The 12,974-nt window shown below is 63.9% G+C and carries 13 protein-coding genes; 8 read left to right on the forward strand and 5 right to left on the reverse strand.

The genetic code is table 11. The annotated features are described in order from the left end of the window. The first annotated feature begins 2 nt into the window (after positions 1 to 2). The 5 genes from rlmH (at position 3) to EO99_RS0118375 (ending at position 5,080) form a co-directional block, all read left to right on the forward strand. Positions 3 to 485 (forward strand): 23S rRNA (pseudouridine(1915)-N(3))-methyltransferase RlmH, encoded by a 483-nt coding sequence (rlmH, locus tag EO99_RS0118355; RefSeq protein WP_029620057.1) that lies wholly within the window; start codon positions 3 to 5, stop codon positions 483 to 485. An 84-nt stretch (positions 486 to 569) separates the two neighbouring features. After that, positions 570 to 1,970 carry a murein hydrolase activator EnvC family protein gene (locus tag EO99_RS0118360; protein ID WP_029620058.1) on the forward strand — a complete coding sequence of 467 codons (1,401 nt, stop codon included), beginning with the start codon at positions 570 to 572 and terminating at the stop codon, positions 1,968 to 1,970. Next, positions 1,960 to 3,282 (forward strand): S41 family peptidase, encoded by a 1,323-nt coding sequence (locus EO99_RS0118365; protein ID WP_029620059.1) that lies wholly within the window; start codon positions 1,960 to 1,962, stop codon positions 3,280 to 3,282. The genes EO99_RS0118360 and EO99_RS0118365 overlap by 11 nt, the downstream gene beginning before the upstream one ends. Positions 3,283 to 3,351: 69 nt before the next feature. Beyond that, positions 3,352 to 4,539: a divergent polysaccharide deacetylase family protein gene (locus EO99_RS0118370; RefSeq protein ID WP_029620060.1), complete on the forward strand. Its 1,188-nt coding sequence runs from the start codon at positions 3,352 to 3,354 to the stop codon at positions 4,537 to 4,539. 13 nt (positions 4,540 to 4,552) lie between these two features. Beyond that, positions 4,553 to 5,080, forward strand: coding sequence for an RNA pyrophosphohydrolase (locus tag EO99_RS0118375; RefSeq protein WP_029620061.1), 528 nt, complete (start codon positions 4,553 to 4,555; stop codon positions 5,078 to 5,080). 29 nt (positions 5,081 to 5,109) lie between these two features. Here EO99_RS0118375 and EO99_RS0118380 read toward each other — a convergent pair whose 3' ends face one another. Both EO99_RS0118380 and EO99_RS0118385 read right to left on the reverse strand, forming a co-directional pair. Then, complete coding sequence (locus tag EO99_RS0118380; RefSeq protein WP_029620062.1) at positions 5,110 to 6,222, reverse strand: Gfo/Idh/MocA family protein; 1,113 nt, start codon at positions 6,220 to 6,222, stop codon at positions 5,110 to 5,112. A 12-nt stretch (positions 6,223 to 6,234) separates the two neighbouring features. Continuing rightward, entirely contained in the window at positions 6,235 to 6,939 is a 705-nt protein-coding gene (locus tag EO99_RS0118385) for a GntR family transcriptional regulator (RefSeq protein ID WP_029620063.1), read from the reverse strand. A gap of 105 nt (positions 6,940 to 7,044) precedes the next feature. Here EO99_RS0118385 and EO99_RS0118390 point away from each other — a divergent pair, with 105 nt between their 5' ends. Genes EO99_RS0118390 through EO99_RS0118400 form a run of 3 tightly spaced genes read left to right on the forward strand, consistent with a single transcriptional unit; the run spans position 7,045 to position 9,622 of the window. Then, entirely contained in the window at positions 7,045 to 8,202 is a 1,158-nt protein-coding gene (locus tag EO99_RS0118390; RefSeq protein ID WP_029620064.1) for an LLM class flavin-dependent oxidoreductase, read from the forward strand. Continuing rightward, on the forward strand, positions 8,202 to 9,095 hold the full coding sequence (locus tag EO99_RS0118395; RefSeq protein WP_029620065.1) for an aldo/keto reductase: 894 nt from the start codon (positions 8,202 to 8,204) through the stop codon (positions 9,093 to 9,095). The genes EO99_RS0118390 and EO99_RS0118395 overlap by 1 nt, the downstream gene beginning before the upstream one ends. Continuing rightward, complete coding sequence (locus tag EO99_RS0118400; protein WP_029620066.1) at positions 9,095 to 9,622, forward strand: flavin reductase family protein; 528 nt, start codon at positions 9,095 to 9,097, stop codon at positions 9,620 to 9,622. Before EO99_RS0118395 ends, EO99_RS0118400 begins: the two co-directional genes overlap by 1 nt. A 111-nt stretch (positions 9,623 to 9,733) precedes the next feature. Here the strand turns inward: EO99_RS0118400 and EO99_RS0118405 are convergent, their stop codons facing one another. From EO99_RS0118405 to EO99_RS0118415, 3 genes are read right to left on the reverse strand one after another with little or no spacing between them, the layout of a single operon-like run. Then, positions 9,734 to 10,843 carry an ABC transporter ATP-binding protein gene (locus EO99_RS0118405; protein ID WP_051679951.1) on the reverse strand — a complete coding sequence of 370 codons (1,110 nt, stop codon included), beginning with the start codon at positions 10,841 to 10,843 and terminating at the stop codon, positions 9,734 to 9,736. Between the two features lie 10 nt (positions 10,844 to 10,853). Next, the gene (locus tag EO99_RS0118410) at positions 10,854 to 11,906 is read right to left on the reverse strand and encodes a carbohydrate ABC transporter permease (RefSeq protein WP_029620068.1); all 1,053 of its coding nucleotides are present in this window, start codon (positions 11,904 to 11,906) and stop codon (positions 10,854 to 10,856) included. Further along, entirely contained in the window at positions 11,906 to 12,940 is a 1,035-nt protein-coding gene (locus EO99_RS0118415; RefSeq protein WP_029620069.1) for a carbohydrate ABC transporter permease, read from the reverse strand. Before EO99_RS0118415 ends, EO99_RS0118410 begins: the two co-directional genes overlap by 1 nt. Between the last annotated feature and the right edge of the window lie 34 nt (positions 12,941 to 12,974).

Consider the following 12,974-nt stretch of genomic DNA (forward strand, 5'->3'; position numbering starts at 1 on the left):
ACATGCGCATCAGCCTCTTTGCCGTCGGTCGGCTGAAAGCGGGACCGGAGAAGGATCTTGCGTCTCGCTACCTCGACCGGTTTGCCAAGGCGGGTCCGGCGATCGGGCTGGAACTGGTCCGCGTGACGGAGGTCCCGGAAAGCAAGGCGTCCAACGCGGAGACGCGCAAGCGCGACGAGGCTGCGGCACTGGAGAAGGCCTTGCCCGACGGCGCCATGCTCGTGCTTCTGGACGAACGCGGCAAATCCCTCGACAGCGAAGCCTTCGCAGACACTCTGGTTCGCTTCCGCGACAGCGGCAAGCGCGACCTGATGGTCGCCGTGGGAGGGGCAGATGGATTGGACCCTGCCCTCTACGCCAGGGCCGACATGGTTCTCAATCTCGGCAGCATGACCTGGCCGCACCAGCTGGTGCGCATCCTGATCGCCGAACAGCTCTACCGCGCTGTCACCATCCTGTCCGGCCATCCCTACCATCGTATCTGACCCATCGGTCAGATACACGTGGATGTTTATGGCCATGGAGCGCAAATCAGCTTAGGTTTGCACGACGCGGCAACCGGAACGCTTATGAGCTTGGCTTCACGCAATTTCCTGTCTTCGAGGCTGCCTGTCTGGGCCGCTGCGTCGGCGCTTGCCCTTCTTCCGCCGATGACGTTCGATCGGACAGCGGCCTACGCCCAGCTTGTCGAACAGCCCGCCACGCCTGCCGATCCGGCGCTCGACCTCGAACGCAAGCGCGATGAGGCGAGACAGGAACTGGAAGAGCTCAGCGATACGATCAGCCTGTCGGTCGGCAAGGCCGAATCCATCGAGCAGGACATTGCCGAACTGGAAAAGACGACGAGCAATCTGCGCCAGGCGCTGATTGACTCCGCCGCACGCCGCAAGGACCTGGAAGAGAAGATCCGCGACAGCGAGGAAACGCTTGCGAGACTTCGGCTCAGAGAAGCCGAGATCCGAACGTCCCTGCGCGGTCGTCGCGACGTTCTGGCTGAAGTTCTCGCCGCCCTGCAGCGGATGGGGCGCAATCCGCCTCCCGCGCTCCTCGTCACGCCGGAGGATGCACTTGCCTCCGTCAGAAGCGCGATCCTTCTCGGAGCAGTGGTTCCCGGCATGCGGGCTCAGGCTGAAAGGCTGCACGCCGATCTCCAGGCGCTGACCACGCTCCAGGCACAGGCTTCCGTGGAAAGAACCTCGGTATCGGCGACCATCGCCGCGAGCCTTGAGGAAGAAAAGCGCATGGACATGCTGCTGGCCGAGAACGTGAAGCTCAGTCTGCAAAGCACTGCCGAACTGGAGGCCGAACGGCGGCGCTCGGAAGAGCTGGCCGAACAGGCCACCAGCCTGGAAGGGCTGGTCCAGTCGCTGGAGGGCGAGATCGCCTCGGTGCGGGAAGCTGTGGAGCAGGCCAGACTGGAAGAAGAGCGCCTGCGCCAACTGTCGCAAGCCGAGCGGGAGCAGGCCAGGGAGCGGGCCCAGAACGCATTGCCTGACAAAAACCGCATTGCACCGGCATACGCGTTTTCAAGCCTCAGGCAGACGCTTGAGCTACCCGTGACCGGCGACATTCTCCGGGAATTCGGGGATGCGGACGGGACGGGACATACTGCCGTGGGAATGACAGTGGCTGCGAGCCCCGGCTCCGTGGTGACGGCACCGGCCGATGGTCTGGTCGTCTTTGCCGGCGCTTTCCGAAGCTACGGGCAGATGATCATCCTGAACGCTGGAGACGGTTATCATGTCGTCCTTGCTGGCATGGACGACGTGAGGACACGGCAAGGCAAATTCGTTCTGTCGGGCGAACCGATTGCCGTGATGGGTGCGAAAAAGGTGGCGAGCGCTGCAGCATTGACGCTGGAAACCGATCGACCAACCCTTTACATTGAATTCAGGAAGGACGGTTCACCGGTAGATTCGAAACCATGGTGGACTGCCAAGGAAAGCGGAAGGGCACGAAATGATTCGTAAGGCTTCTCTTGTGATCGTCGGTGCGCTGATGGGTGCTACGGCCATGAGCGTCATCTATTCGGCCGGAGTGCCTGCGCAGGCTGCAGGCCCTTCAACCTATAAGGAACTGTCGATCTTCGGCGACGTCTTCGAGCGCGTCCGCGCGCAGTACGTGACGCCGCCGGATGAGGAAAAGCTGGTCGAGAATGCCATCAACGGCATGCTGACCTCGCTGGACCCGCATTCGAGCTTCCTGAATGCCAGAGACGCCGAAGACATGCGCACGCAGACCCGCGGCGAGTTTGGTGGTCTTGGCATCGAAGTCACCATGGAAGACGAACTTGTCAAGGTCATCGCGCCGATCGACGATACGCCGGCATCCCGTGCCGGCATTCTCTCAGGCGACCTGATTGCCGAGATCGACGGCACCGCGGTTCGCGGCCTGAAGCTCGAGGAAGCGGTCGAGAAGATGCGCGGCGCGGTCAACACGCCGATCAAGCTGACCGTCATCCGCGAAGGCGCCGACAAGCCGCTCGAGATCACCGTTGTGCGCGACATCATCGCCGTGCGGGCGGTCAAGTCGCGTGTGGAAGGCGACGTCGGCTATCTGCGGGTGATTTCCTTCACCGAGAAGACCTATGACGACCTCGAAAAGGCAATCGAGAAGATCAAGGAAGAAGTCCCTGCCGACCAGCTTAAGGGCTACGTGCTCGACCTGCGCCTGAACCCGGGCGGTCTTCTGGATCAGGCGATCAACGTTTCGGACGCCTTCCTGGAGCGTGGCGAGGTCGTATCGACCCGCGGTCGCAATGCGGACGAAACCCGCCGCTTCAACGCCGGCCCGGGAGATCTAACCGACGGCAAGCCTGTGGTTGTGCTGATCAACGGTGGTTCGGCCTCGGCTTCGGAAATCGTCGCCGGCGCCCTGCAAGATCTGAAGCGGGCCACCGTTCTCGGCACCCGCTCCTTCGGCAAGGGATCGGTCCAGACGATCATCCCGCTTGGCGAAAGCGGTGCGCTGCGCCTGACGACGGCGCTCTACTACACGCCGTCGGGCACCTCGATCCAGGGCACTGGGATCAAGCCGGACATCGCGGTGGAACAGCCGCTTCCGGAAGAGCTGCAGGGCAAGGTCCGCGCCGAAGGCGAATCCAGCCTGCGTGGCCACATTCCGGGTCAGAACGAGACCGACGAGGGCTCCGGCTCCGTCGCCTATGTTCCGCCGGAAGCCAAGGACGACATCCAGTTGAACTACGCGCTCGACCTGCTGCGCGGCAACAAGTCCGATCCAAGCTTCCCGCCGAGCCCGGACAAGGCTGCTGCCAAGCAGTAAAGAACCTGAAAGGGAGCCGCCTAGCCGGCTCCCTTTCTTTATCGCATTCCACCCGCGGACAATTTCCTCTTGGGCACCGATCTTCATGCACCGCTCGGACAAGAGAGGCCGGCCGGCAAACGGCGACGCCTGCGGCTGTCTCCGCTTTTCCTCTTCTCCGTAGTGTCCGTCGCGGCGATCGTCGGCCTGTCAGCCTATTCCATGATGGGCGAGGCAGCTCTCAAGGCGCCGAAAATGGCAGCCGTCGATGTGCCCGCCGAAACTGCGGAGGCTGCGCCCGCGACGGCAGCCCCCGAAGCGGCCGAAAGCCTTCGCAGAGCCAACCCGCAGTCCGGTGCCAACGTCGAGCGGACGCTGACCGACGACGGCAATGTCGTGACGACCTACTCGCCACGGTCGCGCGCCGGAGAGGGCCCGGTGATCGTCGGGACACCGCGCATCGGCCAGGATCCGCGGCTCGCGGGCACTCCCAACGAAGATCTTCTCGAAGAATCGCCCTACGGCCAGCTTCCCGTTGTCGGCGAAGACGGCCTGCGTCCCATGGACCAGTATGCCCGTCCGTGGTCGGGTGCGCGCGGAACACGCATCGCCATCGTCGTCGGCGGCCTCGGTCTCAGCCAGACAGGGACGCAGAAGGCAATCGAGGACCTGCCTGCGGAGGTCACCCTCGCCTTTGCTGCAAGCGGCAACAGCCTGCAGCGCTGGATGCAGGTCTCGCGCCGCGATGGCCACGAAATCCTGATCCAGGTTCCGATGGAACCCTTCGGCGCGCCCGACGCCAATGCCGATCCGGCAACGCTCCTCACAGGTCTCCCGGCCGAGGAGAACCTGGGGCGGCTACATGAGGCGCTGGGCAAGATCAGCGGCTACACCGGGATCATGAACTACCTTGGTGGACGGCTTCTGTCGGATCCCGACACGCTGGAGCCCTTGCTCCGGGACGTGGCCCAACGTGGCCTGCTCTTCCTAGACGACGGAACCTCGGCGCAATCCACCAGCGGCACCCTTGCCAAGGCCATCGAACTTCCCCATGGCTTCGCCGACATGACGCTCGATGCCCAGCTGGAAAAATCGGCGATCCTGAAGAAACTGGACGACCTGGAGCGGCTTGCCCTGCGCAAGGGGAGCGCCATCGGCGTTGCATCCGCCTTCGACGAAAGCGTCGAAGCGATCCGCCAGTGGGTTGAGGAGGCCGGCAATCGCGGCATAGAAATCGTCGGGGTCTCGGCACTGGTCGAAGACCCTGCAGACCATTGATCGAGATCGAATGATGAGCAAACAGCCGTTGAAAGCCGAAGACCTTCCCTATCGCCCCTGCGTCGGGGTGATGATCCTGAACGAAAAGGGCCTGGTCTGGGCCGGCAGGCGGATTGCAGAGGGCAACAGCGAGTACGACGGCTCGCCGCAACTCTGGCAGATGCCGCAGGGCGGCATCGACAAGGGCGAGGATCCGCTCGCGGCCGCCTACCGGGAGCTTTACGAGGAAACCGGGATGCGCACGGTCAAGCTGATCGGCCAGTCGCGCGACTGGATCAACTACGACCTGCCGGCGCATCTCATCGGCATCGGCCTCAAGGGCAAGTACCGCGGCCAGACGCAGCGCTGGTTCGCCTTCCGGTTCGAAGGCAGCGAGGACGAGATCCAGATCAACCCGCCGCCGGGCGGCCACTCGGCGGAGTTCGACGCCTGGGAATGGAAGCCGATGGCGGATCTGCCAGGCCTGATCGTTCCCTTCAAGCGGACGGTCTACGACCAGGTGGTGGCGGAATTCGCGCATCTGGCCCTGCAGCCAGACTGAGCTTCGGCACCCGCAGGCAAAGGCATTGCCTATCCTGCGGCGGCAAGCTTCGTCGTCGAGAACTCCACCGCCTTGCCGGTCATGGCCGACTGCTGCGCCGCAAGCCCCATCTTCACGGCCCAGCATCCATCCTCGAGTGATACCTCGACCGGACCGTCGCCGCGGACACTCTTCGAAAACCGCAGGTGCTGATAGAAGGTCGATCCATTGTGGTCGCCGGCCTCCAGCAGTTCCGGGTCGACGGGGATCTCCACCTTTCGCGACCCCCTGGGCTCGCGCGGCGAAATGATGACCTGCGCCACCGGCGGCTCGCCCAGGTGCTCCGGCCAGAACCGTCCAGGCCCCGGAACCTTGCACTCGATCTTGCCCGTCGGGCCGATCGCCGAAATTTCCTCCTGGTAGCGTGCGCCTTCGGCAAACATGCAGAGCTCCAGCATGGCCCGCGCACCGGATGCGAAGTCGACGATCACATAGGCATGGTCCCAGATGTCCGGCGTGCGACCCTCATGCACCTCGTCCAGATGGTTGACCGCCTGCCCGCCCGAGGCCATCACCCGCACGGGATCCGACTTCAGGATGTGGCGCATCAGATCGAAGAAATGGCAGCATTTTTCCACCAGCGTGCCGCCCGTCTGGTTGTTGAAGCGGTTCCAATCGCCCACCTTCTGAAGGAAGGGAAAGCGGTGCTCGCGAATGGTGAGCATGCGAATGCCGCCGGTCGCTGCATCCGCCTCGCCGATCAGCCGCGCCACTGGGGGCATGTACCGATACTCCATGGCCACCCAGATGGGTGCGGGATAGACGCTGCGAAGGGCCTCCACCCGCCGCATCTCTTCCGCATGGGTAAAGAGTGGCTTTTCCACGAGCACGGGAAGCGGCCGGATCGACGCGACCGTCTCCAACTGGCCCAGATGATACTGGTTGGGACTGGCGATCAGCAGGCAGTTGACGGCATCGACAGCCAGAAGCTCCTCGATGGTCCTGACGAAGATCGCCCCGGGTGCGGCTTCCGCGGCCCGCGCCCGCATGGTGGCATCCGGCTCCAGGATGACCGCGACCTCCGCATCCGGCAGCAGAGCGATGTTGCGCAGATGCTCCTGCCCCATCATGCCGCAACCGATGACACCGTAGTTCAACTTCATCTTCCAGACACCCTATTTGAGCCGCGACACGTAGCGGGCGACAGCATGATCGAGCCAGGTGCGGGAAACCTCCGCACGCCTGCCGTCCTGCGCCTCGCTGATTCTGAGAATATGGACGACCGGAGCCCCCCGCTCCGGCCCGAAGCCATCCGGTCTCCAGTCTGGAACGGTATCGAGCCCGATCCGGTCCTCCGCCCGCGCGATCCAGAGCCCGATCCGGGTACGATAGTAGAGGTAGAGGGATTCAGAGAGGTCTTCCAAGGCGATGCGGTCGACGTAGCCGCCATCCAGCCAGATCTCCTCGATGGCCGCCACCTTTCCAGAAAGGCGGCGGAGGCGGCGGATCCGGTGGCCTTCGAGACTTGTCCCGAACTCCGGAAGCTCCGGAGGCTTAGAAAGGCGCTCCACGCTCAGCACCTCCGCGGTCGGAAGCCCGCCGCCCTCCAGCAGTTCCAGGCGGAACATGGCGTAGACGCTTTTCGGATCGCTGATGGCGCGGACATAATTGCCCGATCCCTGTACCCGCTCCAGCATCCCCCGCGACTGCAGTTCCGACAGCGCTTTCCGGAGGGTGCCGATGGCGATCCCCAGCCGCTCCGCCATCTCCCTTTCCGGTGGCAGCTTCTCCCCATCGATCAGCCGTCCTGCGGCGATGTCGCGGATCAGAAGCTCGGTGATCTGGAGATAGATCGGAAGACTGCCGGCGGACTGGTTCATGAGGCTTGTCAGGGTTGGTTGTCGGGCCATCAAAAATTGATACACTATTGATTTACATCAAGGCGGATGCTACGCAAGAGGAAAATGCGATCGGGAGAGATTTTCATGACAGTCGTGCCGGTTCGTTCTGCCGACCTTGATGCCGCGGAAGTGTCATGGTTCGCCGCCCTCTGTTCCGATGACTACGAATATCTCGGCGTCCCGGACGGGAAGCTGCGATCGAGCTGGGAGCACTGCTCCGGCATCGTCCGCAAGGCGGAAAACCTCGGCTTCCGCAACATCCTCTGCCCCTCCTCCTACCAGGTCGGCCAGGATACCCTGAGCTTCGTTGCCGGATGCGCACCGATCACCGATCGGATCAACATGCTTGCGGCGATCCGCTGCGGCGAGATGCAGCCCATCATGCTGGCGCGCACCGTGGCCACCCTCGACCACATGCTGAAGGGGCGCCTGACGCTCAACGTCATCAGTTCGGACTTTCCGGGCGAAGTGGCCGACAGCGCCTATCGCTACAAGCGCAGCCACGAGGTTGTGCAGATCCTGCGCCAGGCTTGGACCCGCGACACGATCGACCACGACGGCGAAGTCTACCAGTTCAGCGGCGTGTCGACGGAGCCGGCCAGACCCTACCAGCAGAACGGCGGCCCGCTCCTCTACTTCGGCGGCTATTCGCCCGATGCGCTGGAGCTATGCGGCGCGCAGTGCGATGTCTACCTGATGTGGCCCGAGCCGAAGGACCAACTGGCGGAGCGCATGCGCGCGGTCCATGCGCGAGCAGAAGCGCATGGACGCATGCTGGACTACGGCCTGCGTGTTCACATGATCGTTCGCGACACCGAGCAGGAGGCGCGCGAGTATGCCGAGCATCTGGTCTCGAAGCTGGATGACGAATACGGCAAGCTGATTCGCTCCAGGGCTCATGACAGCATCTCGCTCGGCGTCGCGCATCAGGCGCGGGCCCGCGAACTGGCCGATCAGTTCGGCTACGTGGAGCCACACCTCTGGACCGGCATCGGTCGCGCCCGCTCCGGCTGCGGTGCCGCCCTGGTCGGCTCCGTGGATCAGGTGCTGACGGAAATCGAGGCCTATCGGAAGATGGGTATTCGCGCCTTCATCTTCTCCGGCTATCCACATCTCGACGAGGCAGAACACTTCGGCTCGAAAGTGCTGCCACATCTGAAAACCTGTTCGCTGCCGCATGCCTACGGCCGCGTCCCGAATGAAATCCCGGCGACACCGCTGGGCACTGGAGAACGTCATTGATGGACCGCATTTCCCTTTCGCCAGACCTCACCGGCAGCCGCATCATCTACGGCATGTGGCGGCTGGGCGACGCCGCAGACACCTCCCCTGCCCACGTGCAGGCAAAGGTGGAGGCATGCCTGGAGCAGGGCATCACCACCATGGACCAGGCCGACATCTACGGCGGCTATACGGCGGAAGCCGTCTTCGGCGGAGCCCTGAAGGCGGCACCGCATCTGCGCGAAAAGATCGAGATTATCACCAAATGCGGCATCGTCGCACCAGCCGGCCGTCATGCCGCGTCACGGGTCAAGCATTATGACACCAGCGCCGCCCACATCACCGCCTCGGTGGAAGCTTCGCTGCGCGACATGGCGACCGACTACGTCGACCTGCTCCTCATTCATCGCCCCGATCCCCTGATCGACCCCGACGAGACGGGAACGGCGCTCGATGCCCTGGTGGCATCCGGCAAAGTCCGCGCCGTCGGCGTCTCGAACTTCCGCCCCTGGGATTTCTCGCTGCTGCAGTCCTCCATGGAGACGACCCTCGTCACCAACCAGATCGAGATGAGCCTTCTCGCCACGGATGCCTTCATCAACGGCGACCTCGCCTATCTCCAGGAGCGGATGATCCCGCCGATGGCCTGGTCTCCGCTCGGCGGCGGCGCCCTGTTCTCGGGCGATCACCCGGCGCTGCAGGTCAGGCTACAGGAGCTTGCGGCCGACCAGGGCGTCGAACCCAGCGCCGTTGCCATCGCCTGGCTGCTGCGCCACCCCGCGCAGATCCTCCCCGTCATGGGTACCAACAATCTCGATCGCATCCGCAGCCTGTCGGACGCGGCCAAGGTGACGCTGGACCGGCAGACCTGGTTCGACCTCTACACCCTGGCGATCGGCAAGGAGGTCCCCTGATGGCGAGCACCACCGATAGCACCGTCTCCCCGGAAATGCTGATCGTCCCGGAACAGGGCGACCAGCGGGCCTACCGGAATGCGCTCGGGAGTTTCACGACCGGTGTCACGGTCGTCACCGCCATGGCGGACCAGGGACCGATCGGCATGACCGTCAACAGTTTCGCCTCCGTATCCCTCGACCCGCCCCTGGTGCTCTGGTCGCCCGCCAAGAGCTCGACGAAACACGCGCTGTTCACCGCAGCGACCCATTTTGCCGTCCATGTTCTCGGCGCCGAGCAGGACGAGCTGTGCCGTGCATTCTCGCGCGGCGGCTCCGCTTTCGCGGACTTGCCATGGACGCTGAACACGGAAGGCACGCCCATCCTGCCCGGCACGATTGCCCGGTTCGAATGCCGCCGCGCCGACGCCCACGACGCCGGGGACCACACGATCATCCTCGGCAGAGTGCTGAGGGTGGCCCTTCGCGACGGCGAGCCTCTTTGTTTTTCGAGAGGCATGTTCGGTCGTTTTGCCGAACGGCGCTGATTTTTCGGTTTAAATTTCCGAGTGCACCAGTCGGATAAGCCCCACCCGCGGGCTGATCGCGCACCTCGTCTCTTTGGACTGCATCCGGCGGCGATCGCGCCGCCGGTGCGCTCAGGCGGAGAGACGGCGTTGCGTGCCGGGGGTCGAGAAGATCCGCATGCCGTTCTCGTCGAAAAGATGCAGCGGAGCCGCCTCGAGATCGAGAGGAACCTCGTCGCCCGCGCGATAGCGCTGTTGCCCGGGCAGGACCGCCATCAACCGCTCGCCGTTGATCTCGCCGTGGATCACCGTCTCCGAGCCCAGCGCTTCGACAAGCCGGAGCTTGACCTTCGGACTTGTCGGATCGGCGCTGATGACCAGGTGCTGAGGTCGCACGCCCACCGTCAGTTTCTGCCCTTTTTCCATCGAACCTTCCACCGGGTGGAGATGGACCCTGACGCCGCCCGCGACCGTAACAATGGCGGAATCTCCGGTGCGCTCGGCGACCTCTCCCTGCAGGAAATTCATGTGCGGCGCGCCGATGAAGCCGGCGACGAAGCGGTTTGCGGGCGTGTTGTAGAGATCGAGCGGCGTTCCGACCTGCTCGATGCGACCGGCGCGCATCACCACGATCCGGTCGGCGAGCGTCATGGCCTCCACCTGGTCGTGGGTCACATAGATCATCGTCGACGACAGCCGCGCATGGAGCGCGGCAAGCTCGGCCCGGGTCGAGACCCGAAGCTCGGCGTCGAGGTTGGAGAGCGGCTCGTCGAGCAGGAAGGCGACAGGACGGCGCACGATCGCACGGCCGATCGCCACGCGCTGGCGCTGACCGCCGGAGAGCTGCCCGGGCCGCCGGTCCAGATAGGCATCGATCTCCAGCATGCGGGCCGCCTCGCCGACGCGCTCAGTGATCTCGGCCTTCGGCATCTTGGAGTTTTCCAGGCCGAAGGCGAGGTTCTGGCGCACCGTCATGTGCGGGTAGAGGGCATAGGACTGAAAGACCATGGCCAGCCCCCGTTCCGCCGCCGTGACGTCGTTGACGCGCCGACCGTCGATGTCGATGCTGCCGCCGGTGACCTTCTCCAGGCCGGCGATCACCCTGAGCAGCGTCGATTTCCCGCAGCCCGATGGCCCGACGAAGACAACAAGCTCGCCGTCATCGATGTGGAGATTGACGTCGTGAAGCACGTCGATGGCGCCGAAGGACTTCTTGATGTCGGTGAGCGTTATCTGGCCCATTTGCGGATCCTCATTTCAGTCCGGTACCGGCAATGCCGGTGGTGATGAAGCGCTGCAGGAAGATGAAGACGAGGACGACCGGAATCATGGTGACGACCGTCATGGCCAGGATGAAGTGCCACTGCACGTTCAGCTCGCCGGCGTAGATGCTCAAGCCCACCTGCAGCGTGTAGAGTTCGCGGCGCGAGAGCACGATCAGTGGCCACAGGAAGTCGTTCCACCGCCAGACCACCGAGAAGATGGCGAGCACCGCAAGCGCCGGCGCCGCCAGCGGCAGCACGATGCGCCAGTAGATCTGCCACTCGGAGGCCTTGTCCATCCGGGCGGCATCGATGAGCTCGTCCGGGATCGTCAGCATGTACTGGCGCAGGATGAAGACCCCCGTCGGCGTCGCGACCGTCGGCAGGATCACGCCCCAGAGGTTGTTGAACAGCCCGATCGCCGAGATGATCGAGTAGAGCGGCACCATGATCACCGACAGCGGCACCATGAGCGTCGCCAGGATGATCAGCATGGCCACCGACCGGCCCTTGAACTCGTACTTCGAGAGAGCGAAGGCGGCCATCGAGTTGACGACGAGGGTGATCAGCGTCGCCGTCACGGTCACGAAGACCGAATTCCAGAGATACTGGACAAAATCGAACTGCACGAAGGGTTCGGTGTAATTCTCGGTGGCAAACGACATCGTGCGGACCGGCGTGCGGTCCCCGATGTTGACCCGGATGATTTCGCCCGGCGCATTCGGGTCGATCATCTGGCTGACGATCCCGATCCGCCGCACCTCGGCCAGCACCTGCGTGCTTCCGTCCGGCAAGGTCGCCTCGTAGAGCGCCAGCGGCTGATCGTAGCCTTCGACATTCACCTGCTGCGTCACATAGGGCAGGATGGTGGGCGGGAATTCGGCAAGCGCCGCGGGCGACTTGAACGAGGAGAAGCCGAGCCAGACGGCCGGACCGAACATGATCAGCAGCCCGCCGACGAGCCAGACCCAGGTGACAATGTCCGTCCAGTGCCAGCCCTTGCCGCCGCGGCGACGGAAGATGAAGCGTGAAGCCGCGCCCATTATGTCTTCCCCTTCTTGGGTTCGGTCTTGCGGCCGATCCCGAGCTGGAACAGCGTCAGGACCACGAGAACGAGCCCCATCAGGATGGACGCCGCGGCAGCCAGTCCTGGGTTGCGCAACTGCGAGGCAAAGCCCGTCTCGTAGATGTATTGCGTCAGGAACATCGTGCTGGTGCCCGGCCCGCCGCCGGTCAGGACGTAGACCTCGTCGAAGACCTGCACGGCCTTGATCAGGGCCAGCACGACGACCACGAGCAGGTTCGGCGCCAGCAGTGGCAGCGTGATGCGCCAGAAGACGCGAGAGGCTTTCGTTCCGTCCATCTCGGCCGCCTCGTAGAGATCCTTGGGGATCGCCTGCAGGCCGGCCAGCAGGATCAGTGCATAGAAGCCCATGTGGGCCCAGATCGAGACCCCGACCGCGGCGACGAAGGCCCAGGTCCGGTCCGTCAGCCAGTTGTGCGGCTCGATGCCCATTTCAAACAGTGCGAAATTCAACAGCCCCTGTCGCTGCAGGATCCATTTCCAGATCAGGCCGACAACGACGGGCGACAACAGGACGGGAAAGAAGAAGACGGCGCGCCAGAAGGAGCGGGCCCTGAGCTTGCGGTTGAGGATCAGGGCCGTGCCGAGCGCGACCAGGATCATCAGCGTCACCTGCAGCACGACGAACCAGCCGGTATTGCCGACGGCGGTCCAGAAGGCATCCTCCTGGCAGGACATCGGGTCGAGGTAATTCGAGCATTCGAAGAGCCGGTCGTACTGGTCGAGCCCGATGAACGTGCGGTCGGCCAGGAAGAAGGCCGTGCCGCCTGTCATCGAGTAGACGAAGTTGATCGCCAGCGGCAGCAGCACGAAAATGCCGAAGATCAGCATGTTCGGCGCCAGGAAGAAGATCGCCATGCCGGAAATACCGGTGGCCTTCTGCAGCGCCCGCAAGGGCACATCGATGATCCCCATGACGAGCTTCACGGGCGCGAGAAGGATTGAGCCAAACGATCGCGAGGGCGCGGGGCTGCCGGCAGCGGGCGGTGTCATACGGCTCCTCCAGTGGGCAGGCAGTCGTGATTCC

The organism is Pseudorhizobium marinum (assembly GCF_000705355.1).
GTDB lineage: Bacteria > Pseudomonadota > Alphaproteobacteria > Rhizobiales > Rhizobiaceae > Neorhizobium > Neorhizobium pelagicum.

What these genes read in the sequence shown, in the direction of transcription:
- EO99_RS0118415 (WP_029620069.1), bottom strand. Translation starts at nt 12,940, where the DNA reads ATGACACCGCCCGCTGCCGGCAGCCCCGCGCCCTCGCGATCGTTTGGC.
- EO99_RS0118410 (WP_029620068.1), bottom strand. Translation starts at nt 11,906, where the DNA reads ATGGGCGCGGCTTCACGCTTCATCTTCCGTCGCCGCGGCGGCAAGGGC.
- EO99_RS0118375 (WP_029620061.1), top strand. Translation starts at nt 4,553, where the DNA reads ATGAGCAAACAGCCGTTGAAAGCCGAAGACCTTCCCTATCGCCCCTGC.
- EO99_RS0118380 (WP_029620062.1), bottom strand. Translation starts at nt 6,222, where the DNA reads ATGAAGTTGAACTACGGTGTCATCGGTTGCGGCATGATGGGGCAGGAG.
- EO99_RS0118360 (WP_029620058.1), top strand. Translation starts at nt 570, where the DNA reads ATGAGCTTGGCTTCACGCAATTTCCTGTCTTCGAGGCTGCCTGTCTGG.
- EO99_RS0118365 (WP_029620059.1), top strand. Translation starts at nt 1,960, where the DNA reads ATGATTCGTAAGGCTTCTCTTGTGATCGTCGGTGCGCTGATGGGTGCT.
- rlmH (WP_029620057.1), top strand. Translation starts at nt 3, where the DNA reads ATGCGCATCAGCCTCTTTGCCGTCGGTCGGCTGAAAGCGGGACCGGAG.
- EO99_RS0118400 (WP_029620066.1), top strand. Translation starts at nt 9,095, where the DNA reads ATGGCGAGCACCACCGATAGCACCGTCTCCCCGGAAATGCTGATCGTC.
- EO99_RS0118385 (WP_029620063.1), bottom strand. Translation starts at nt 6,939, where the DNA reads ATGAACCAGTCCGCCGGCAGTCTTCCGATCTATCTCCAGATCACCGAG.
- EO99_RS0118390 (WP_029620064.1), top strand. Translation starts at nt 7,045, where the DNA reads ATGACAGTCGTGCCGGTTCGTTCTGCCGACCTTGATGCCGCGGAAGTG.
- EO99_RS0118405 (WP_051679951.1), bottom strand. Translation starts at nt 10,843, where the DNA reads ATGGGCCAGATAACGCTCACCGACATCAAGAAGTCCTTCGGCGCCATC.
- EO99_RS0118395 (WP_029620065.1), top strand. Translation starts at nt 8,202, where the DNA reads ATGGACCGCATTTCCCTTTCGCCAGACCTCACCGGCAGCCGCATCATC.